Genomic DNA, 21,247 nt, shown 5'->3' on the forward strand with positions numbered 1-21,247 from the left:
CTTGGCTGCCTAGCCCAGCGCCCGGCAGCCATCAGGTCGAGAAGGCAGCGATGATCCGCGCAGTCGCATTGGCTATAATGCTTGGCGTGCTGGTGAGCGGCGTCTCCGCCTATCTCATCAGCCTGCCGGGCTGGCGGACCACGACTGCGCCGCTATTCGGCGCGGCCGTATCGCCGGCTGAGCTGACCGCCACGGCCGAAGCCTGGCCGATCTGCACCACCATGGCCTCTGTTGCAGAGGAGGCCGACTGGGTGCAACTCGATCCTGATTTCAAGGCCGGCAAGAAGGCACTGCGCGCAGAGAACTGGAATGGCGCAATCGCGGCGTTCGAACTCGCGGCACTGCGCGACCCGACCAATGCCGATATCCAGAACTACATCGGCTATGCCTATCGGCGGCTGCGGCAGATGGGGCCGGCGATTGGCTATTATCAGAAGGCGCTGATGCTGAATTCCCGTCACCGCAGCGCGCATGAGCATCTCGGTGAGGCTTATCTGGTGCTGGGCGAGCCGGCCAAGGCACAGCAACTGCTGACCGCGCTGGAAAATCTCTGCCTGCTTCCCTGCGAGGAATACCACGACCTCAAGCGCGCCATTGCCGCGTACAATACGTTGGTTGGAAATTGAGATTGATTCATCCGCCCGTGCCACGCCAGATCGCGGGGACTTAGGATCTCTCCGTGTCCCTGATAGTGTGGGCAAAGGCGTAACGCGCCGTGCCCACCAAGCATCAACATTTGTGGTGTCAAAGGTGGGCTCAGATTGCGCGTTCGCATTGAGGGACGTCGGCACGCATTTCCGGTCCCGCCGCGATTAGAGAAACCGTCAGCGTCGCTGACATTCAGCTAAGCAACTTGTGACCATCTTCTGGAAGAACGCGCGCGGGCGGCGATGCTCGTTAAAGTTGATTACCCAATCTCTACGTGTTACAAAACCTTTGATGACTGCGGGCATGTTGTTCTTGCCTCGGTTGTGTCCAATCTAGAGTCAGAAGGAGTAGTCGCCTTTCAATGAGAGGAGTTGACCATGTGTAGATTGGCGTTGGTAATAGCTGCATTTATTTTGCCGGCTGGAGCAGCGATCTTTGCCGCTACGTCGGCTCAAGCTCAAAGCGATTCTTCATCGTCATCGTCCCCCAATACCGCGCTCGCTGCGCCCCAAGACGTTCCGGCGTATTGGAACGCAGAGCGCCTCAAAAACGCGAAACCGATCTTGCCAACGCCCAACAAGGTGGGACCAGAGGGGCTCCCCGAAGGAGTTCAGGTGGTGGCGCCTCAATTGAGGATGCCAAGTGGAGCGAGTAAGGGCGAGAAGGGCGAAGGCGCTGCACCTTCCGTTCAGCTTGAAGCCGGCGTTGAAAAGCAGCTGTTTCCTCGACAGGACGGCACATTGTCGGAAGAGACAATTATCGTGCCCGAAATGACAAGCAGTTTCGGCGCCCACTTTACGACCTCTCGTGTATTTCCCGATGCCGTACTAACGGTTTACCCGTTTAGTACCTTTGGGAAACTTTTCTTCACGGATCCTAAAACGGGCCAAAATTTCCAATGCTCCGCGACTGTGTTGCGACCGAGAATTATCGCAACGGCAGGGCATTGCGTGACCCACCCGAGCACGAACGCCGCGGAAAGATATTTCTACACGAACTTTCTTTTCGTTCCGGCTTTCAACAGCGGGGCTGCGCCATTGAAAACTTGGACCAGCAGCCAGCAGTGGGTTTCGAACGCTTGGTATTTTTCCAATGGTTCGGTACCCAACGAGCAGGATGTCGCCATGTTGATAGCCAACGACCAGGTGATCAATGGAAGAGTTACCAAGTTGGGAACTCTGACAGGATGGGTTGGTTACTTCACCAATCAGTTGGCTAACAATAACGTGACGATGTTTGGCTATCCCTGCAATCTCGACGCTTGCCTCAGAGAGCAATACACCAACGCGCAAACCTTCGTATCGGGTGGATCAAATACTTACATCTATGGTTCGGCGATGCGGGGAGGTGCCAGCGGCGGAGGCTGGATTCAGGATTTCGGTGTGGCTTCCACTAGCAACCCGCCCATAACCGGGCTCGGAACAAACTATCTCGTAGCCGTCACGTCATACGGTCCCGTGGCTACCGAACCGAAGTATCTGGGAGCTTCGAATCTTGACGCACGTTTCCTTGACGTTCTCAACCACGCGTGCGGTTCGAATCCCGGGAACTGCTGAAAGCCGGTATATATCCAAAGAGTAAAATATCTGGTGGCAGTATTTGCCAGGGGTGCAATCGGTGCACCCCTGGCGCGTGGTTCTGCCGCGGCGCTCGTTCTCGTCTTCATCTCCCTTGAGGCGGACTACCCTCGCCACGCTTTGATGGCGCGGTGCTGCGCGGAATCGTTTCAGGCGAAGCTTCGGGTCGTGCTGCCGGATGAAGTTCCAAGGGCTTGGCGTTCCTGAGTCTTTCCTCAGTCCAATAATTTTGCGTGTCACGTGGAGTAGTATCAACGCCTGGAGGTGATAACGAAGACGATGACGAGGAGCCTGTTTGCGCACGTGCAAAAGGAGAAACCATAGCAGAGATGCTAATGAGCAGCATTAGTATTGCCTGTACGTGTGTCTTCGGCATAGCTACCACTCCAATGTTTGTCGGCCCGCCGGAGTATATAGCGGATGTCGCATCCTCCGATTCCGCCGTCCGCCTGGTGAGTGGCCTGCGCCGATGACCGGCCGCTCGCTCTTAAGCTTTCTGCGCAGCCTGCTTGCGAATCTCGCCCGTTCTTCGATCGCCACCGGAATTGCGCCCAGGCGCTCCGAGATTGTCTGCAGACATGCGATTGCTGAAGACCTTCAGACTGGTTCGGCCGCCACGGTCCATGCCGATCCCAGTACCAACCACGCCAGGCAAAGCCTTCAACCACGCTTCATGGGGTCGCGGATACGCTCCAGCTCCTCCGAAGTCAAATTCTTCATCGCTTCGTCCTCGATTCAACCGACAGGGAACAACCGATCGCACAAGCAGTTCAATACCGAACATAGTACTTGTCCAGAACGATCTCAATATTACCGGTCATCTCCGGAGAGCGATCACCCAAGGCTGCTCTCAAGTATGGGATTCCTATTGGCTTAGATAACGGACCAATCGGAACTAGCGCCAACTTGAGTTACAGAGACGCCGTTGGATGTACGTGTCCTCGTAGGGCCGTAGCGTCAAGTGTCAAGCACGCTCCGCTCTGCCCAGAGTCCGCGCTGGGCTGGCAAGATGCGACGGGTACTATTCGTACCTTCGGCGGCGTTGATGCTGCCGACAAAAAAGATCCAGGCATAAGTACGTCGTCGAAGACGGCAAGATCACCCGTGATTAATGTGTTTTTAGTTCTTTGAAAGGTGGGCAACGCTTGCGCGTTCGCTCGTTAGGAGGAGTGCGGTGCGAAGGCGCTCGCGCGTGTGAGTCATTGCAGGGCGGCCCTTCGGGCTTGTGAGCGAGCGATCCGCGCAGGACGAGCGGCGCAGTTCGCGTACGGCAAAAGCGTGTGGTTCCGGCACCCGTGGCTGGTGTCAAGCTGGCGGAGGCTGATCGAATCCAACCGGGTTCGTTTGGCCGTCAATCCGGCAGCGACGGAGGCAAAAGGAATTCGTCTCCGGGGAGAGCCGTCATACCATTGCGCAGGGAAGGCCGGATGCTCTCCGCTGGACCTGTATGCTCGTGTGCGCATTTCTTGGTGCACATTGCACACGAGACCGCGGGTGCAGCGCGCACCCGGTCTTCCCTGCGCCCTCTGATTCCTGAGGGGGCAAGTGACCATGCACAACTCGAAAGCCTCGCGCCGCGAGAACGCGCTGGCACATCCGCATCTCCGATCCGATACGATTTCCGACGATAATCATCCCGACTTGAGTCTGGTCGCTACCTGTCTCGCCCTGCGGAATATCTCGGCGCTTGCCAAGGCAGCCCTGACAGGTCAGAAAAAACCTGGAAGAAGAAACGCCAACGGAGAACGATTTGACCATCAAGGGCAAAGCCTACATTGCCGGGATCTACGAGCATCCGACCCGGCACGCACCCGACAAATCAACCGCGCAGTTGCACGCCGAGGTCGCCAAGGGTGCGATCGAGGATGCCGGGCTCACCAAAGCCGACATTGACGGGTATTTCTGCGCCGGCGACGCCCCCGGCGGCCTTTGGCCGATGGTCGATTACCTCGGCCTCAAGGTTCGCCATATGGATTCCACCGATACCGGCGGCTGTTCCTATTTGATCCATGTCGGTCACGCCGCCGAAGCGATCGCGGCCGGCAAGTGCTCGATCGCGCTGATCACCCTGGCGGGCAAGCCACGCACCGGCCCGATGCCCCCGCGCGCCGCCGGCGCGGAAGCCGATTTCGAGGCGGCCTATGGCGCCACCACCCACAACGCCTACGGCATGTGTGCCATGCGCCATATGCACGACTACGGCACCACAAGCGAACAGCTCGCCTGGATCAAGGTCGCGGCTTCGCATCACGCCCAGTACAACCCGCACGCGATGCTGAAGGATGTCGTCACGGTCGAGGACGTGCTGAACTCGCCGATGATCTCGGACCCGCTGCACCGGATGGATTGCTGTGTCGTCACCGACGGCGGCGGCGCGCTGATCGTGACCACGCCGGAAATCGCGAAAAGCCTGAAGAAGCCGCTGGTGCGGCTGATCGGCCATGGCGAGGCGATGAAGGGCCCGCGCGGCGGCAAGGATCTCGATCTCACTTATTCTGCCGGCGTGTGGTCGGGCCCGCGTGCCTTCGAAGAGGCGGGCATCGCGCCAAACGACATCAAATACGCCTCGATCTATGACAGCTTCACCATCACGGTGCTGATGCAGCTCGAGGACCTCGGCTTCTGCAAGAAGGGCGAGGGCGGCAAGTTCGTCTCCGATGGCAACCTTATCTCGGGCGTCGGCAAGCTGCCGTTCAACACCGATGGCGGCGGCCTCTGCAGCAACCACCCGGTCAACCGCGGTGGCATGACGAAAATCATCGAAGCGGTGCGCCAATTGCGCGGCGAAGCCCATCCGAAGGTGCAGGTGCCGAATTGCGACCTCGCAATCGCCCATGGCACCGGCGGACTTCTCGGCGTGCGCCACGCCGCCTCAACCTGCATTCTGGAGCGCGTGTGATGGCTGAAGCGAAAAAATATCCGACGCCGGTGACCAATCCCGAGACCGCGCAGTTCTGGGAAGCGGCCAAGGCCGGCAAGTTCATGATCAAGCGCTGCACCGCCTGCGGTGAGCCGCATTATTTCCCGCGCTCGATCTGCCCGTTCTGCTTCTCGGACAAGACGGAGTGGGAGGAAGCTTCCGGCGAGGCCACGATCTACACCTACAGCCTGATGCGCAAATCGCCGACCGGTCCGTATGCGATTGCCTACGTGACGCTGAAGGAAGGCCCATCGCTGCAGACCAATATCGTCGATTGCGATCTGACGAGCCTGAAGATCGGCCAGAAGGTGAAGGTGGTGTTCAAGCCAACCGATGGCGCCCCACTGCCGTTCTTCACGGCGGCCTGATGGAATTGCCCACGCTGCGCGCCAAGCAACAAGTCGTCATCCCCGCGAAGGCGGGGATCCAGTAAACGCCGGCGATTACTGGATGCCCGCCTGCGCGGGCATGACAGAGGACAAGAAAGTTCGGGAGACGACCGCGATGCCGATCAATTACGAACAGCTCATGGCCCTGAAAAACCTCGGCCAGAAATACGCCTATACCGACCGCGAGGTGATGCTCTACGCCTACGGTATCGGCATGGGCGCCGACCCCATGGACGAGAACGAACTCGCCTATGTCAACGAAGGCACATTCACGCCGCGTCCCCTCAAGGTCGTGCCGACCTTCGCCTCGGTGGCGGCATGGGGCGCAGGTCCTGGCGAGATGAATCTCAACCGCGTGATGGTGGTCGACGGCGAGCGCGACATCACCTTCCACAAGCCGCTGCCGAGTGCGGCCAAGATCACGGCCGACTCGACCGTGCTCGACGTCTTCGACAAGGGCAAGGACAAGGGCGCCGTCATCCGCCACCAGACCGTGCTGAAGGACGAGAACGGCGAGAAACTCGCCACGCTGGTAGCTTCACGTTTCGCCCGTGGCGATGGCGGGTTTGGCGGACCTTCGGAGGGGCAGCCCGAACCGCACAAGGTGCCGAGCAGGGCTCCGGACAAGATCGTGGACATCACCACGCGGCCGGACCAGGCGCTGGTCTATCGCCTCTGCGGTGACCGCAACCCGCTGCACTCAGATCCCGAGTTTGCAAAGAAGGCCGGTTTCCCGAAGCCGATCCTGCACGGCATGTGCACCTACGGCATCACCTGCCGCGGCGTGCTGCAAACCTACGCCGATTACGATTCATCCGCCTTCAAACAGCACGTCGCGCGCTTTTCGTCGCCGGTCTTCCCCGGCGAGACTGTGACGATGGAATTGTGGAAGGACGGCAACGTCGTCTCGTTCGAAGCCAAGGTGAAGTCGCGTGGCGTCACCGTGATCAAGAGCGGCAAGACGGTGCTGGGTTGACGCTGCGACAGAACGTGCTTTGAGTTTTATCGTCATGGCCGGGACCAGGCCGGCCATGACGACGAATAACAAACGACGACGGGAGCGAAACCATGGGATTACTCGACGGCAAGGTCGCGATCATCACCGGTGCGGGCGGCGGGCTCGGTGAGGCCTACGCAAAGCTGTTCGCGCGCGAGGGCGCGGCGGTCGTGGTCAACGACCTTGGCGGTCCCCGCGACGGTTCCGGCGCCGACGTATCGATGGCGCAGAAGGTCGTCAATGCGATCAAGGAAGAGGGCGGTCGCGCCGTCGCCAACGGTTCCGACATCTCGACCATCGCAGGCGGGCAGGCGGTGTTTGACGACGCCATCAAGAATTTCGGCCGCGCCGATATTTTGGTGAACAATGCCGGCATCCTGCTCGACGAGACCTTTGCAAAAGCCAAGGAAGCCAACTGGGACAGGGTGATCAAGGTGCACCTCAAAGGCACCTTCTGCTGCACCCAGCCGGTGTTCAAATGGATGCGCGAGAACGGCGGCGGCGTCATCGTCAACACGTCCTCGACCTCGGGCCTGATCGGCAATTTCGGCCAGACCAATTACGGCGCCGCCAAGGGCGGTATCTGGGGACTGTCGAACGTGCTGGCCATTGAAGGCCGCAAATACAACATCCGGATCTGGACTTTGGCCCCGGGCGCGCTGACCCGCATGACCGCCGACCTGCCGCGCTATAAGGAGAACCCCGGCGCGGCGCTGGGCCCGGACGGCATCGCGCCGGCCGTGCTATACATGGTCAGCGACTTGTCGGGCGACCAGACCGGCAAGGTGCTCGGCGTCTCCGGCCCGCGCGGCGTGCGGGAGATGCGGATGATGGAAATGGAAGGCTGGACGCCGCCGTTTACGGGGTGGAAGGCTGAGGATATCGTGACCCACGCCGATGAAATCTTCTTCTCCGAGGAGGATATCAAGAAGTCGGCGCGGCGATTCAAGTAAAATTTCATTCCGGGGCGCGACGTCGCGAGGCCGGAATGACGGGAGATCAGAGGCACACATGACCAAGCTCACTGCCCAGGCCGCCGGTACTTTCGCGATCGCGCCGACGCCGTTCCACGACGACGGCCGGATCGACGAGAAATCGATCGACCGGCTGACCGACTTCTACGCCGAAGTCGGCTGCGACGGCGTCACCGTGCTCGGCATTCTGGGTGAGGCGCCGAAGCTAGATGCGGCTGAGGCCGAGCAGGTGGCGGTTCGCTTCGTCAAGCGGGCCAAGAACATGCAGATCATCGTTGGCGTCTCGGCGCCGGGATTTGCCAGCATGCGCTCGCTGGCAAAGGCTTCGATGGATGCCGGCGCGGCCGGCGTGATGATCGCGCCGCCGCCGCATCTGCGCACCGACGACCAGATCACGGGCTATTTCAAGCAGGCGCAGGAAGCTGTTGGAGACGAGATTCCTTGGGTGCTGCAGGACTATCCGCTGACGCTCAACGTCATCTTCACGCCCGCTGTGATCCGCAAGATCGTGATGGACTCGCCGTCCTGCGTGATGCTCAAGCACGAGGACTGGCCGGGCCTGGAGAAGATCACCACGCTGCGCGGCTATCAGAAAGACGGCTCGCTAAAGCCGATGTCGATTCTCGTTGGCAACGGCGGCTTGTTCCTCGATTTCGAGATGGAGCGCGGCGCCGACGGCGCCATGACCGGCTACGCCTTCCCGGGAATTGCTGATCGATGTCGTGAAGCTGCAAAAGGCCGGCAAACGCGATGCCGCGCACGATCTGTTCGACGCGCATCTGCCGCTGATCCGTTACGAGCAGCAGCCCGGCGCGGGGCTTTCGGTGCGCAAATACGTGCTGCAGAAGCGCGGCATCATCTCGTCCAGCGCGCAGCGCAAGCCGGGTGCTACGATTACGGCGACCGCAAAGGCCGAAGTCGACTATCTGCTGTCGCGGGTGGCGCGCGTCGATCGCCGCGCCAATCTGCAACCGCAATCCAGCGCGGCAGGCTAGAAGTCCCTCATGGTGAGGAGGCGTGAAGCGCCGTCTCGAACCATGAGGCCCCGATCGTGATCATCCTTCGAGACGCGGCCCAAGGGCCGGTCCTGAGGATGAGGTCTCGAGGAGTTACGTGTCATGGCCGAAACCGTCGCCCCGCGTCCCGCATCCACCATCTTGCTGCTCCGCAACAGCCCGGATGCGAAGGAAATCGAGGTCTTCATGATGGTTCGCCATTATGAGATCGACTTCAATTCCGGCGCGCTGGTGTTCCCCGGCGGCAGTGTCGACAAGGGCGACAAGGAGATCATCGCGACGCCGGAACTGTATTCGGGCGGCGAGGGGCTCGACGAGGCCACGCTGAGCTTCCGCATTGCTGCGATCCGCGAAACCTTTGAAGAGAGCGGCATCCTTTTGGCGCGACCGAAGGGCTCGAAGGCGCTGGTCGATGCCAAGCGCGCCGGCGAGATCGAGGCGGCGCATCGCGCCGACCTCTGCGACAGCAAGATCAGCTTTCTCAAGGTACTGGCCGACAACGGCATGGTGCTGGCGCTCGACGCGCTCGTGCCCTATGCGCACTGGATCACGCCCGAGGGCATGCCAAAACGGTTCGACACCTGGTTCTTCCTCGCCGCGGCGCCGCCGGAACAGGTCGGCGCCCACGACGGCAAGGAATCCACCGATTCGATCTGGGTGTCGCCGCGCGAGGCGCTCGAAGGCGGCGAGAGCGGGCGCTTCAAGCTGCCGTTCCCCACCACGCGCAACCTGATCAAGCTCGGCAAGCAGCAAAGCGTGAAGGCGGCACTCGACGACTCCAGAGGCAAAACCGTCGTCACGGTGACGCCGGTGATGACCAAAAACAATGGCGGCCGCCAGCTCCGGATTCCCCTCGAAGCCGGCTATGACGGCGAGGTGTTCGAGGTCGGCTCGGTCGGTTGACGCGCCCGTCGCGCCTGAAGCCCGGCCGAGGCCAAAGCTGCATCCACACTTCGGTGTACAACGAAGTATCAGGGGGCGTCGGGCTGTAATGTCCGTCCCGGAATTCATCGGGACCGGGAAATTCGGACATGGACGAAAGCCATCCTCAGCCTGCTGGCATGGCGACCGAACTGGCGCTGCTGCTGGTGCTCGCGACGCTCTGGGGTGCGTCCTACACCTTCCTGAAGGTCGCGGTGGCGACGATCCCGCCGGTTACGCTGATTGCGGGCCGCACGCTGATCGCCGGCCTGCTGCTGGTCGCGATCATGCGCTGGCGCGGCATCGCATTGCCGGCGGATGCCGCGAACTGGCGGCGCTTCCTGTTCCAGGCCTGCCTGAACAGCGTTATTCCGTGGACGATGGTGGCCTGGGGCACGCGGGCGCTGGATGCTGGTGTCGCAACCATCCTCAATTCGACAGCGCCGATATTCACGTTTTTCCTGACCTTCGCGATCACCCGCCACGAGGCGGTGACGTCCCGAAAGCTGGTCGGTGTCGTCGCGGGGATGGCTGGCATCTGCCTGATCGTCGGCATGCAGGCGCTGGCGGGACTGGGCGAGCAATTGGCGGCGCAGATCGTCCTATTGCTTGCCGCCATCTGCTACGCGGGTGCGGCGATTTTCGGCCGCGCCTTCAAGGATCTCGATCCAATGGCGCCGGCGGCCGGATCGCTGCTCTGCGGCGCCGCGATCCTGATCCCGCTGAGCCTGGTGGTGGATCGGCCGTGGACGCTGGCGCCGTCGATGAATTCGTTGCTGGCGCTGCTCGGGCTCGCGGTGTTTTCCACGGCGTTCGCCTTCGTGATCTATTTCCGCCTGATCCAGACGCTGGGATCGATTGGCGCCACCGCGCAGGCCTATTTGCGTGTGCCGATCGGCGTCGCAGCGAGCGTGGTTTTCCTCGGCGAGCAGTTGAGTTCGACCGCCTGGATCGGTCTCGCCTGTGTCGTCGTCGGTGTCGCCGCGATGACAATCCCAGCACGGAAGGCGAGGTCGATCGGGGAGGCTGTCTGAACGGCTTCATGTCAGGAAGGTATCGACCAGCGCCTGATCCTGGTCGTAGACCCAGCATTCGGAAAGCAGGCCGTCGCGCACGGCGTACACCAGCAAGCGCTCGACTTCGGCCGTCCTGCCGTCACGCTCGAAACGCTCGCGGACCAGCAGAGCGCCGCGTTCAGGGCCGGCCATGACGTCGACGATGGCGAGTAGCCGGCGATTGGTGCGCTTTGTGACCTCGGCCAGGATGCCAAGCGCGGCGGCCTTGCCCCTGTGGTCGCCGGCCAGCGGGTGGCGGCCGAAATAGTGCAGCGTGAAGTCGTCATGATAACAGGCGGCTAGCGCTGCACGGTCGCCGGCCAGCCAGGCGCTCGCGTAACGGCTGACGGCCACTCGTGTGCGCTCAATCGCGGCTTGGTGCTCGATCTCAGACCGGTTATTTGCCATCCTTGTCGCCCTCGCGGATCGTTGTCATCCCTGACGTTAGATCTGCCCGACAATCCGGGCTTTCAAGAACTGGCTATGTGCGCAATGGCGGCGGCGAAACTGATCGGGTGGGGCGGCCGGGCGCTGTACCTCGGCCCGGCCTTCGGGCTGACGCCGCACCGGAATGCGACCGCAGTGCTAGCCGTCGGTCTCGATGATCAGCTCGAAGTCGCCGACGAGCCGGCAGATCGCACGACGCATTATCGCGCAGCACGCAGCGTGCTGATCCTGCCCAACAGCCTGCACCATTTGCGCATCGAACGGGGCCGGATGGCATTCCTCTATGTCGATCCGTTGGGGCGCGACCTCAAGGCGTTGATCGCGCGGATGACGAACACAACGCCGCGGGCCGCCTTCGACCTGAAGGACGAGTCCGCCGTGATCGAAATCATGACCGGCCTCGCCGAAAGCCGGTTAGCGGCGCAGGATGGACGCGCATTGCTCGGCGAACTGCTGGGTGTCGGGGTGCGCGGGAAAACCAACGCGCGCATCGCTGCAGCACTGCAGCATATGCGGGATGAACCAGCGCGCGCCCACCTGACGGCCTTGGCGGCGCGGGCCGGCCTGTCGCCGTCGCGGTTTCTCCACCTATTCAAGGCGGAGACGGGCGTGCCGTTGCGGCGTTACCGCCTCTGGAACCGGCTGGGCGCGGCTATTCGTGCCAGCGCCGAGGGCGCCTCCCTGACGGAAGCGGCCCACGCCGCTGGCTTTGCCAGCTCGGCGCATTTCTCCAGCGCATTTCGCGACATGTTCGGCATGATGCCGTCAGACTTGGCGCGGGCGCTGAGACCGGGGCGACCCAAGTGCGACAGGGCTGTGTAACCGGGCCGCGGTCCGTTTGGCTGCGGAATCCGGCCTGCCGCCATTAACCACTCGCCGGCATGTTCCCCACGGCCCGAAATACATCGTATATTGCGCCCGACTGGAGCCCGGCCCCGACCCACATGACCGCTGAAACGCCGCCGAATTCGCCGCCCCCGCGATCGTTCTCGCTTTCGATCGGCCAACTGACATTCGGCAGTTTCATGCTGGTGCTGGCGGTGATCATCATCACCTCGACCGCCAGCGTCATCGCCATCCGCCACATCGATTCGACCTTTGCCGAGCTGCAGCGGCTGCAGAGCGTCGGAAACATGGCCGAGGACATCGACCGCCGCATGAACGAATTGCGGCTCGCGGCGCGGGATTTCGTCACCGATCCCGGCACCCAGTCGCTTCAGGTTGGCGAAGCCGCCACGGCACTTAGCGAGGTCCTAAAGAAGACGCGCCTGGAACTCGCTCCCGAGCAGCAGGATATGATCGACGGCGTATCCGAACGCCTGTCGACCTACCGCAGCGGCATCGAGCGGATTTCCTCGCTGATCAACCGCCGTGCCGAAATGATCGTCGCCTTGCCGCCCTTGCGCGAGAAATTCGATGCAGCGATTGCCGATGCGATCGATCCCGCGATCGCATCGGCATTGCTTCAGAGCCAAAGCCGGATCGCCTCAGCGCTGCTGGCACATAACCCGTCGGCGGCCGAACAAGCGGCGCAAAGCATGCGCTCCCTGACGATCGCGGATCCGAACCTGCGCGCGGCAGTCGACGACTATGCGCTGGCGATCGGCAACATATCGACCCGCGAACTGCAAATCTCCGATATCGACAAGGAAGTGTTGAGTGCGGAGGGCCGGCTGATCCAGCGTGTGACGGAATTGCTGCGCGAGGTCAGTGAGCGGCGGGGTCGTGTCCTCGCCCGCGATTTTGCGAGGACGCTCGCCGAAGCCAAGTGGCAGAGCATCGTGCTCGGCACAGCCGGCGTGCTGATCGGGCTTTTCGCCTCGCTGCTGGTGGTTCGCCGCACCGTGCGTCCGCTTGCTGCGATCGCAAACTCGATTCGTGCGGTGGCCGGCGGCGAGAAGAGCGCCTCGATTCCGGCGACCGACGTGGACAACGAGATCGGCGACATTGCCCGCGCGGCCGAAGTGTTCCGCCAGACGCTGGTCGACGCCGACGCGGCGCGCGAGGCAGCGGTGCGCGCGCTCGCCGAACAGCGGCTCGCCGAGGAAAGTTACCGCAAGCTGTTCGAGTCCTCGGTCGACGGAATTTACGTCACGACGCCCGGCGGCGCGCTGCTCAACGCCAACCCGGCGCTGGCGCGGATGATGGGCTATGCCACGCCGCAGGATCTGATCAACGGCATCGGCGACATCGCGGATGCGGTCTATGTCCATCCCGAGGCGCGGGCGGAATACGAGCGGCTGATGCAGCGCGACGGCATGATCCGTGAGTATGAGTACCAGGTTCGCACGCGAAGCGGCTCGGTGCTGTGGCTCTCCGACAGCGCGAGCGCCGTGCACAACGAGGCCGGCGTCATCGTCCGCTACGAGGGAACGGTGCGCGATATTACCGACCAGAAGCGCGCCGAGGATGCGATCGCCGAAGGCCGCCGCTTGCTGCAAATGGTGATCGACACCGTGCCTGCGGTCATCAACGTCAAGGACAAGGAGCTCCGCTACGTCCTGATGAACCGCTATATGGCCGGCATTTTCGGGGTCGAGCCGGGATATGCGATCGGCCGCACCACCGCTGATCTGATGTCGCGCTACGGCGCGGGAAAGACCAGCGAGCCCGACAAGCGGGTGTTGGCCGCCGGCAAGGAACTCGGCTTCTACGAGGAGGAATACCAGGATGCCGCAGGCCACATGCGGCAATGGCTGGTCAACAAGCTGCCGATTCTCGATACGGCCGGCGAGATCGAGAACATCGTGACCGTTGCGCTCGACATCGGCGAGCGCAAGCGCGTCGAATTCGAAATGCGCAAGGCCAAGGATTCAGCGGAGGGGGCGCTGCGGAACCTGCGCGAGACGCAGAATTCGCTGATCGAAGCTGAAAAGCTCGCCGCATTGGGGAGGCTGGTGGCAGGCGTAGCCCACGAGGTCAACAATCCCGTCGGCATCAGCCTGACGGTTGCGTCCGCGCTGGAGCGCAAGACGTCGAACTTTGCCGCCGAGGTCGCCCGCGGCGAACTGCGGCGCTCCAGCCTGAACGATTTTCTCGAGACCAGCCGCGATGCATCGTCGCAGCTGGTCGCCAACCTCAACCGCGCCGCCGAGCTGATCCAGTCGTTCAAGCAGGTCGCCGCTGACCGCAATTATTCCGACCAGCGCTCTTTCGACCTCGGCGATCTCACCGAGCAGGTGGTGATGAGCCTGCGGCCCGGCTTGCGCAAACACAATCTGACGCTCAATGTCGAGTGCCAGCCCAACCTGATAATGAACAGCTATCCCGGGCCGTACGGACAGGTGCTCACCAACCTGTTCCTCAATTCGGTGGCGCATGCGTTCCCGGACGGCAAGCCCGGCACGGTCGACATCCAGGTGCGGGAGTCCGGCAAGGACAATGTCGAGATCATCTTCTCGGATAACGGCATCGGCATGAGCCTCGACGTGCGCCGCCGCGCGTTCGATCCGTTTTTTACCACGCGACGCGACCAGGGCGGCACCGGGCTCGGCCTGCACATCGTCTACAGCATCGTGACGACACGCTTGGGCGGCCGACTTGATCTCGATTCGCAGCTGGGTGGCGGCACGCGAATCCAGATGGTCCTGCCGCGCACCGCGCCGCTGGAACAGGCGGCGGAATAGGGGCCTCCGATGTCCAGTGCAATCGATCTGTCAGAAAAGTTGTCCACGTTTTCCGAGCACTGGTCGCCCCGCACGGTGACCCATTCAACGACTGCGACGTCATGGTCGTGAAAGTGAAGGGCGAGTTTGTCTGGCACAAGCACGACGATACGGACGATTTCTTTCTCGTTCTGAAGGGCATGCTGGATATTCAACTTCGCGATCGAACCATCACGCTCGGGCCGGGACAGATGTACGTGGTACCTAAGGGCGTCGAGCATCGGCCCGTTGCTAGGGAAGAGGTGCATCTGCTGTTGATCGAGCCGACCGGCACGCCAAACACCGGAAATGCTGTGACAGCCGCACCGCGCAGGACTGTGTGATAATCCACCGATGATCGGCGGACCGGCTAATTGATATCCGCCAGCTTGCGCAGTGTGGCGCCGAAGATCTGGCTCGCTTTGCCGACCAGCGCGGTTCCATTCATGCTGCCGCGGGTGTCAGTGAAGGTTCCGGATACGCCGATGCCAACCGGACTGGGTCCGCCGAATAGCGGATTGTCGTTGTCACGCGGGGTGGTATGGCGCTGCACCAGGACCTCGCCCTTGAAGGTATCGCCCTTCACGGTGTAGCTGCCGGTATAAAAAAGATAGGCGTCGCCGCCGAGAATCTGGCCATCCCGGAACAGAATGACGCCGCTGCCCTTGCCGGTGCGCCCATCCAGCAGGGTGACGTGGATCGAATAGAGCCCGTTGTTCATGAGGTCCCAGCTGCCGGCCGCCGCGCCCAAGGAAGCCGGTCAAGGAAGTTATGCCAAAGCGCGGCATGCATCGTCAACGCGTCAGGTTGACTGCCAATTCCCGTACAGGAAGCAAGCGCGAAGCGTACCACTCCGACGTGACACGAGGACGGTGGACTGAATCAGGTTGGCCCGTGAAATGCATAACTTGGTCTGGCACCGGCCGGCGGGTGCTGGAGCAAGAGAAACAGGTGACCAACTGGATGAATTCCGGCGGCCACGTGCCGCGCCCATACGCAGAGAATTGCACGCTTGAAACCATCGGCCGGCACCGCGCAGGCCGCTGGAAAAGACCGCTGATCGTCGGCGGGATGTTGCTGATGTTGCCGCTGGCCGCCGATCCCGGCGCGGCCCGCGATCCCGACGGCCGCTACGCCAACTCACCACTGAAGCAGTGGTTCGATAGTCTCAGAAGCGGGAAGGGACCATGCTGTTCCGACGCCGACGGCAGTGCCGTCAGCGACGTGGATTGGGAATCGAAAAGCGGGCATTACCGCGTCCGCATCGACGGCGAATGGCACGACGTTCCCGAGGATGCCGTCATCACCGAGCCGAACCGGGTGGGGCGGACCATGGTCTGGCCGATCCGCGGCTATCAGGGATTGAGCATCCGCTGCTTCATGCCGGGCAGCATGACGTAGTGCGCGAGCACCGGCCCGGACCGATCGTCATACTCGGCGAAAGTGGAGTCATGCGTATTTCTTGTCGCGCTCCAGGAGCTCGATCGAAATGCCTTGCGGCCCGCGGATGAAGCAAATACGAACGCCGGGCCGGATGGTGGTCGGCTCCTTCGTGAACTCGACGCCCTTGGCCTTGATCTCGGCCGCGACCGCGTCGATGTCTTTCACGGTCAGGCCGAAATGGTCGAGACCCTGATAGGGCGTCACCGGCGGGGTGTTGACGCCGTCGCCGGTGGTGACCGGCGCGATGAACACATTGGCGCCGCCGAGTTTGACGTCGATCCGCCCGGGGCCGCGGATGATCTCGCCGCCCAGAACGTCTTCCAGCCAGGCCGCGGTCGCCTCGGGATCAGGACTGCGCAAATGGACATGGTCCCAGATAACGTTCGGCATTTCAGTCTCCCCCATTATTGTTATTGCGGCGCTCAAGGCCGGTTGCGGCGCGGCCAATGTAGCCGCCGCGCATCCGCAATTCCATCCCGGTCGCGCGGCCGCCGCAATATTGTAGAGGTGGCATGAAACCATTTCTGCCCCGGGTGATTGTTGTCGAGCGGCGGGATCCGTACAGCGGCGGTCGTGACGGAAGCCGTACGGGTCGCCCGTATGGCTTTTTCGTGTGCAGCACGGCAATCGCCGGTGCTGCCGGGTGAGGGCGCGGCTATGAGAATCGCCGGGTGGTCGTTCGGAAAGTCCGAGGCGCGGCTCGCCGTGCTGCCGGCCATCGCCATCGCTGGCTGCGCCATATGGTTGATGCTCCCGCAAGCAAGCGATGCCGAGGGCCATTCCACCGCGACATCACCTGAGGTTACCCGCGTTACGCAAGATACGTCCCGCGCGGACGACACAGCCGGGACCCTGTCGAGCCCGGCGCCTGCCGATGCCAGCCCTGTTGCCGCGCCTGGCGACATCGTACCGCCGGAAACGGTGGCGCCCGCCACGTCGCCGCTCGACGGCCTGAAAATTATTTCGCAGTCGTGGCGAAGGGGCGGGCTCGGCTCGAAGGCGCTGGTGACCTTCACGCTCCGCAACGCCAATGACTACGCGGTCAGGGATATCGAAATCGCCTGCACCTTCGCCCGCCGGGACGGCAGCCATCTGACTGACCGCAGGCGGATCGTTCCCGATACCGTGAACATGAACAGCCGGAAGCGCTACGCCGGCATGCTGGTAGGGTTCGTCAACGTCAACGCAAATAAGGCGAAATGTTCAGTGGTGACGGCCAGCCGAATTTAACCCTGGGCGATCAAGCGCGCGTTCCCGCACCCGAAAATGTGATCGCCGTCTTTGAACCTTACCGGTGGGGCAGGAACTAACTGGTGTGTCGCCCGTTAGGCGATTGTGCCGCGCAGTACTCGCGCGGGGGGAGCGAGATCAATGCCCGTAGCGCGCTATTTTCTGTTTGTCGGCGGAGTTCTGCTCGCGCTGTTGTTGGCGATTGATGCGCTTGTCCCGCAACAGGCTGTTGTGGCCAGCCAGGCTGCTCCTTCGGTCGATAAGACCGTGGTCCGCATTCGTTCCGACCAAAAGCCGCCGGAGCGGGTGGTCTACGATACCAGCCTTCCGACCATTGTTCCGCCGCAGGCTGCCCAAGCCGCTGTTAGTGTTGCTGCTCCGGCGGCCTCTCCTTTGGCCGACGCCACCGCCCAAGCCCGCGTGCGGGACACCTATGCCCAGTACGTTCCGGCAGGGGCAAAGAAGCCCGAGTCGCAGGTTCCGCGTAAGCGCAAGATCGTCAGGAACCGTCCCGCCCAGCCAACGCAGGTCGCGCAGCAGTCGCATTTCGGCTTTTTCGGCGGCTCAAACTGGAACAGCACCTGGTAGGGTGCGCCGCCTGATCTAGTTAGCGCGCGGCAGCTTTGGAATCTTATCCGCAAAACCGTTGTAGCAGGTCAGCCGCTCGTCTTCCTCCTTGAGGAAGCGGCAGTCATTGACCCCCTTCGCTGCTGGCGCCTTCGGCTTGGGCTGCGGCGCATAAATCGCGTCGTAGCAATTCAGCCGTTCCTTGGTCGCATCGTCGATGTCCAGGCAGGCCTGCAGCTTCTGAGCGGGCGACAAGGGCTTTTCTTTTTCCTTCTTGCCCGCCGCTGATTTCTTCGCGCCCACCACAACCAGCGGTTTGCCGCCAATGGACGGAGGATTGGCGGGGGCGGTCCCCTGAGCCAGCGCCGCTGCCGGATACAGGATCGACAGCGTCAGGATGATTTTTTTCATGTCGAAATGTCCGAATAGCCGTAAGCCGAACGAGCACGCCTGGAGAGACCAGAACTCCCGACCCTCGGAATCGAAATCCCGCTGCGCGCCTGCGTTCTCTAGCATCATCCCCGAGCGTCTGTCTAACCTGTTGATTTAATAGCCATTCAATTGAGCCTCGGACGGCCCGGAGGGTGTTGGCCGGACCTCGCTTGACCTTTGGGTTGGGGCGCCCGGCGGCTTACACCCCATCCGCCAACGCCAACTTTGTGGTCTAGTAGGCGCTTCTTCGGCGATCGCATGGGGCGCCGTCGTCGGAGCATTTCGCTGGACCGCAGGGAGAGCACCATGTCCGATCCGCAACGCCGAGAATTTCTGGCCGCCGCCGGCATGGCCTCGCTGGCAGCGCTGGGTGGGGCCCAGCCGGCCGCCGGTGGCGATCCGAGTTTCATGAACAATGTTCCTGACCCAACGCTCGCGGGCAAGGACCTGCCGACCTTCAAATTCGCGCTGGAGAAGTCGGACGGCAAGGTCATCGGCAACAGTTACGGCAAGGAGGCGACGGTTACGCAACTGCCGATCTCCAAGGGGATCGCCGGCGTCTCGATGCGGCTTGAGCCCGGCGCGATGCGCGAACTGCACTGGCACGCCACCGCGGCCGAATGGGCGTTCGTTCTTGAGGGCCGCGTCCGCACCACCGTCGTCGACCCAGGCGGCCTCGCCGAGACCAACGATTTCGACCCCGGCGACGTTTGGTACTTCCCGCGCGGCCACGGCCACATGCTGCAATGCCTCGGCGACAAGCCCTGTCACTTCATCCTGATCTTCGACAACGGCTACTTCTCCGAGTTCGGCACCTTCAGCATCACCGACTGGGTCGGACATACGCCGCCGGCGCTGCTGGCGAAGAATTTCGGCCTGCCTGAAGCTGCGTTCGCAACGTTTCCGAAGGAGGAAGTGTATTTCGCGCGCGGCGCATTGCCGCCTGCCGAGCCCTCGGTGCCGCTGCAGGGCTGGAAGCTGCCGCCGGAGACCCACAAATACCGCCTGCTGGCGCAGCCGCCGCATGCGACCTATCCGGGCGGCCGCGAGTGGCGCGTCGATTCCAGCCGCTTCCCGATTGCAAAGACGATCACGGGCGTCGTGCTCGATCTCGATCCCGGTGCGTTGCGGACACTGCACTGGCATCCGAACGCCGATGAATGGCAGTACGTCGTCGAGGGCGAGGTGAGCGTCACCTTGTTCGGCTCTCACGGCCGCTACCGGATCGAGCGATTGCAGAAGGGTGACGTCGGCTATATCCCGCAAGGCTATGGCCACTCGATCGAGAATGTCGGCAGCGGAGGTGCGCGCATCCTGATCGGATTCAATGCGGGCATCTACGAGACCATCGACCTGTCGCAATGGGTCGCAGCAAATCCAAAGGACGTACTCGCCACCAATTTCGGCCAGCCGCCGGAAGTGTTTGAAAAATTCCCGGACCGCGACGTATTCATCGCCGGCAAGGATAGAACCCGATAGGAGAGGGCCGCCAGAAGCGCATCAAAACGTCGGCTGATCTCGCGGCCCAGTCATGTTTGCGTGCCGTGGGAGAGATCTAACGCAAACGATAGGCGTCGAACGCATGGGCCAGAAACACGCCGATGCTGACGAAGATGAGGAACGCTGTCACGACTTCGGTCATAGCCTTCCTCCCTGTATTGTCATGCCGACAAGGGCACGCTTGAGAAATTGGCGGTAGATGAGGTTGAGTACTGATACCAACATGATCTAACCCCGTTCGTTCTGCTGGCCCGACCGTAGTGGCTGTTTGTTTCCGGAGCGCTTCGCGAACGGCTCAAAATGGTTTCGTTGCGGTGCCCGCGGATCACGGAATCGCGACGGAACTGGACAATCGAGGCCATCGTCCGCCCTTTTCTCGCCATCCTAGTTCGGGAGACCTGCGGGGCCCGCTCTGCGACGCGGTATTCCCAAAGGTTCTATGTGATCGTCCGACATTTGCTGCAAAACGAGACTTTTACGTCCCGCCGCGCGTTCCTGCGCGGGATTGCGTCTTCCGCCAGCGTGCTCGCGCTCGGTGGATGCGCCAGTCTGGGCGCGACCGGCGCGCGTTACGATGCGTCATCGCTTACGGCGGAACCGACAATGGTCGTCGCAACCACGCGCAAGCCGGTGAACGGTGGGCGGACGAAACCCTGGTTCGGGCCGGAGCGCGCCACCAGGATGACCGTGGCACGGGCGAAGCTGGTGGCGCCTGACGAGAGCCGTTTTTCGCTCGCCGCAGCCGGTCTGGGCGATTGGAGTCTCGACGCGGTCGAACCGGTGTCGGGCGAGGTCAGCGATCTCTTGGCTCAGGGAAGCGGCGACGTCCTGATCTACGTGCACGGTTTCAAGCAGACATTCGAGACGGCGGCGCTCGATGCCGCGCATCTCGCCGACGGCATCAAATTCCGCGGCCAGACGATGGTCTTCTCGTGGCCGTCCAAGGCGGGACTGTTCGATTACGCCTATGACCGCGAAAGTGCGATGTGGTCCCGCGATGGCTTCGAACGCGTGCTTCAATCCGTCGTCACGACTCCCGGCACCGCCCGCGTTCACATCGTCGCGCACAGCATGGGCACCATGCTGACGCTCGAAAGCCTGCGCCAGCTCTATGCGCGAAATGGCGACAGCGTTGCAGACAAGATCGGGGCGGTGGTGTTTGCCTCACCTGACATCGACATGGACGTATTCTCGTCGGCGGTTGTTCGCATCGGTCCCATCGGCCGCAAGATCACCGTCGTCACCGCGACGAACGACCGCGCGCTGGCGCTGTCGGGGCGAATAGCCGGCGGGATGACACGAGTCGGCGCCGCCGAGAAGGCCGCCATCGAGCAGCTCGGGGTGCGCGTCATCGATGCGTCCGACGCAGGCTGGGGCGTCATCAACCACGATTTGTTCCTGTCCAATGCCGAAGTGCGGCGGGTGATACGCCGTTCGATCGACACCTCAGCCGCGTAAAGCGCGTCCGGAGCATCTGTTTTCGGCGC

The 21,247-nt window shown here is 62.3% G+C and carries 19 protein-coding genes and 2 pseudogenes; 17 read left to right on the top strand and 4 right to left on the bottom strand.

Translation table 11 applies throughout. From position 1 onward, the window contains the following. Positions 1 to 50: 50 nt before the first annotated feature. The 9 genes and pseudogenes from ACVWVY_RS23970 (at position 51) to ACVWVY_RS24010 (ending at position 10,476) form a co-directional block, all read left to right on the top strand. Positions 51 to 626, top strand: coding sequence for a hypothetical protein (locus ACVWVY_RS23970; protein WP_456628687.1), 576 nt, complete (start codon positions 51 to 53; stop codon positions 624 to 626). Positions 627 to 1,025: 399 nt separating this feature from the next. Then, positions 1,026 to 2,204 (top strand): trypsin-like serine peptidase, encoded by a 1,179-nt coding sequence (locus ACVWVY_RS23975; protein ID WP_456628688.1) that lies wholly within the window; start codon positions 1,026 to 1,028, stop codon positions 2,202 to 2,204. 1,771 nt (positions 2,205 to 3,975) lie between these two features. Continuing rightward, a complete protein-coding gene (locus ACVWVY_RS23980; RefSeq protein ID WP_456628689.1) occupies positions 3,976 to 5,124 on the top strand; it encodes a thiolase domain-containing protein in 1,149 nt (382 codons plus the stop codon). After that, positions 5,124 to 5,513 carry a Zn-ribbon domain-containing OB-fold protein gene (locus ACVWVY_RS23985; protein ID WP_456628690.1) on the top strand — a complete coding sequence of 130 codons (390 nt, stop codon included), beginning with the start codon at positions 5,124 to 5,126 and terminating at the stop codon, positions 5,511 to 5,513. Before ACVWVY_RS23980 ends, ACVWVY_RS23985 begins: the two co-directional genes overlap by 1 nt. A 136-nt stretch (positions 5,514 to 5,649) precedes the next feature. Continuing rightward, on the top strand, positions 5,650 to 6,510 hold the full coding sequence (locus ACVWVY_RS23990) for a MaoC/PaaZ C-terminal domain-containing protein (RefSeq protein ID WP_456628691.1): 861 nt from the start codon (positions 5,650 to 5,652) through the stop codon (positions 6,508 to 6,510). 92 nt (positions 6,511 to 6,602) lie between these two features. Next, positions 6,603 to 7,484: an SDR family oxidoreductase gene (locus tag ACVWVY_RS23995; RefSeq protein WP_456628692.1), complete on the top strand. Its 882-nt coding sequence runs from the start codon at positions 6,603 to 6,605 to the stop codon at positions 7,482 to 7,484. Positions 7,485 to 7,542: 58 nt separating this feature from the next. Next, positions 7,543 to 8,500, top strand: a pseudogene (locus ACVWVY_RS24000) (dihydrodipicolinate synthase family protein). 123 nt (positions 8,501 to 8,623) lie between these two features. After that, positions 8,624 to 9,424, top strand: a complete 801-nt coding sequence (locus tag ACVWVY_RS24005) for an NUDIX hydrolase (protein WP_456628693.1) — start codon at positions 8,624 to 8,626, stop codon at positions 9,422 to 9,424. 128 nt (positions 9,425 to 9,552) lie between these two features. Then, complete coding sequence (locus ACVWVY_RS24010) at positions 9,553 to 10,476, top strand: DMT family transporter (protein WP_456628694.1); 924 nt, start codon at positions 9,553 to 9,555, stop codon at positions 10,474 to 10,476. Positions 10,477 to 10,482: 6 nt separating this feature from the next. On the opposite strand, the gene ACVWVY_RS24015 is transcribed toward ACVWVY_RS24010, so the two are convergent. Beyond that, positions 10,483 to 10,851 carry a nuclear transport factor 2 family protein gene (locus ACVWVY_RS24015; protein ID WP_456628695.1) on the bottom strand — a complete coding sequence of 123 codons (369 nt, stop codon included), beginning with the start codon at positions 10,849 to 10,851 and terminating at the stop codon, positions 10,483 to 10,485. Positions 10,852 to 10,875: 24 nt separating this feature from the next. Here ACVWVY_RS24015 and ACVWVY_RS24020 point away from each other — a divergent pair, with 24 nt between their 5' ends. The 3 genes and pseudogenes from ACVWVY_RS24020 (at position 10,876) to ACVWVY_RS24030 (ending at position 14,932) form a co-directional block, all read left to right on the top strand. Then, positions 10,876 to 11,766, top strand: a complete 891-nt coding sequence (locus ACVWVY_RS24020) for a helix-turn-helix domain-containing protein (RefSeq protein ID WP_456632297.1) — start codon at positions 10,876 to 10,878, stop codon at positions 11,764 to 11,766. Positions 11,767 to 11,888: 122 nt separating this feature from the next. Next, positions 11,889 to 14,570, top strand: coding sequence for a PAS domain S-box protein (locus ACVWVY_RS24025; protein WP_456628696.1), 2,682 nt, complete (start codon positions 11,889 to 11,891; stop codon positions 14,568 to 14,570). A gap of 9 nt (positions 14,571 to 14,579) precedes the next feature. Next, positions 14,580 to 14,932 (top strand): annotated as a pseudogene (locus tag ACVWVY_RS24030) (cupin domain-containing protein). A 26-nt stretch (positions 14,933 to 14,958) separates the two neighbouring features. Here the strand turns inward: ACVWVY_RS24030 and ACVWVY_RS24035 are convergent. Next, a complete protein-coding gene (locus ACVWVY_RS24035) occupies positions 14,959 to 15,309 on the bottom strand; it encodes a GrlR family regulatory protein (protein ID WP_456628697.1) in 351 nt (116 codons plus the stop codon). A 230-nt stretch (positions 15,310 to 15,539) separates the two neighbouring features. Between ACVWVY_RS24035 and ACVWVY_RS24040 the strand changes: the two genes are divergently transcribed. Next, positions 15,540 to 15,989 carry a hypothetical protein gene (locus ACVWVY_RS24040; protein ID WP_456628698.1) on the top strand — a complete coding sequence of 150 codons (450 nt, stop codon included), beginning with the start codon at positions 15,540 to 15,542 and terminating at the stop codon, positions 15,987 to 15,989. 48 nt (positions 15,990 to 16,037) lie between these two features. Here the strand turns inward: ACVWVY_RS24040 and ACVWVY_RS24045 are convergent, their stop codons facing one another. Continuing rightward, positions 16,038 to 16,421 (bottom strand): VOC family protein, encoded by a 384-nt coding sequence (locus tag ACVWVY_RS24045; protein WP_456628699.1) that lies wholly within the window; start codon positions 16,419 to 16,421, stop codon positions 16,038 to 16,040. Positions 16,422 to 16,736: 315 nt separating this feature from the next. Between ACVWVY_RS24045 and ACVWVY_RS24050 the strand changes: the two genes are divergently transcribed. After that, entirely contained in the window at positions 16,737 to 17,261 is a 525-nt protein-coding gene (locus ACVWVY_RS24050; protein WP_456628700.1) for a hypothetical protein, read from the top strand. 141 nt (positions 17,262 to 17,402) lie between these two features. After that, the gene (locus ACVWVY_RS24055) at positions 17,403 to 17,849 is read left to right on the top strand and encodes a hypothetical protein (RefSeq protein WP_456628701.1); all 447 of its coding nucleotides are present in this window, start codon (positions 17,403 to 17,405) and stop codon (positions 17,847 to 17,849) included. A gap of 15 nt (positions 17,850 to 17,864) precedes the next feature. Here the strand turns inward: ACVWVY_RS24055 and ACVWVY_RS24060 are convergent, their stop codons facing one another. Further along, entirely contained in the window at positions 17,865 to 18,239 is a 375-nt protein-coding gene (locus tag ACVWVY_RS24060) for a hypothetical protein (RefSeq protein ID WP_456628702.1), read from the bottom strand. A gap of 327 nt (positions 18,240 to 18,566) precedes the next feature. On the opposite strand from ACVWVY_RS24060, the gene ACVWVY_RS24065 reads away from it, so the two are divergent. Both ACVWVY_RS24065 and ACVWVY_RS24070 read left to right on the top strand, forming a co-directional pair. Continuing rightward, a complete protein-coding gene (locus ACVWVY_RS24065) occupies positions 18,567 to 19,739 on the top strand; it encodes a cupin domain-containing protein (protein ID WP_456628703.1) in 1,173 nt (390 codons plus the stop codon). 462 nt (positions 19,740 to 20,201) lie between these two features. Further along, positions 20,202 to 21,218, top strand: coding sequence for an alpha/beta hydrolase (locus ACVWVY_RS24070; RefSeq protein WP_456628704.1), 1,017 nt, complete (start codon positions 20,202 to 20,204; stop codon positions 21,216 to 21,218). Positions 21,219 to 21,247 lie beyond the last annotated feature (29 nt).

This window comes from Bradyrhizobium sp. URHC0002 (assembly GCF_054059515.1).

Coding starts and splice junctions, on each gene's coding strand:
- ACVWVY_RS23970 (WP_456628687.1), top strand. CDS start 51: ATGATCCGCGCAGTCGCATTGGCTATAATGCTTGGCGTGCTGGTGAGC.
- ACVWVY_RS23975 (WP_456628688.1), top strand. CDS start 1,026: ATGTGTAGATTGGCGTTGGTAATAGCTGCATTTATTTTGCCGGCTGGA.
- ACVWVY_RS23985 (WP_456628690.1), top strand. CDS start 5,124: ATGGCTGAAGCGAAAAAATATCCGACGCCGGTGACCAATCCCGAGACC.
- ACVWVY_RS23990 (WP_456628691.1), top strand. CDS start 5,650: ATGCCGATCAATTACGAACAGCTCATGGCCCTGAAAAACCTCGGCCAG.
- ACVWVY_RS23995 (WP_456628692.1), top strand. CDS start 6,603: ATGGGATTACTCGACGGCAAGGTCGCGATCATCACCGGTGCGGGCGGC.
- ACVWVY_RS24005 (WP_456628693.1), top strand. CDS start 8,624: ATGGCCGAAACCGTCGCCCCGCGTCCCGCATCCACCATCTTGCTGCTC.
- ACVWVY_RS24010 (WP_456628694.1), top strand. CDS start 9,553: ATGGACGAAAGCCATCCTCAGCCTGCTGGCATGGCGACCGAACTGGCG.
- ACVWVY_RS24025 (WP_456628696.1), top strand. CDS start 11,889: ATGACCGCTGAAACGCCGCCGAATTCGCCGCCCCCGCGATCGTTCTCG.
- ACVWVY_RS24035 (WP_456628697.1), bottom strand. CDS start 15,309: ATGAACAACGGGCTCTATTCGATCCACGTCACCCTGCTGGATGGGCGC.
- ACVWVY_RS24045 (WP_456628699.1), bottom strand. CDS start 16,421: ATGCCGAACGTTATCTGGGACCATGTCCATTTGCGCAGTCCTGATCCC.
- ACVWVY_RS24055 (WP_456628701.1), top strand. CDS start 17,403: ATGCCCGTAGCGCGCTATTTTCTGTTTGTCGGCGGAGTTCTGCTCGCG.
- ACVWVY_RS24060 (WP_456628702.1), bottom strand. CDS start 18,239: ATGAAAAAAATCATCCTGACGCTGTCGATCCTGTATCCGGCAGCGGCG.
- ACVWVY_RS24065 (WP_456628703.1), top strand. CDS start 18,567: ATGTCCGATCCGCAACGCCGAGAATTTCTGGCCGCCGCCGGCATGGCC.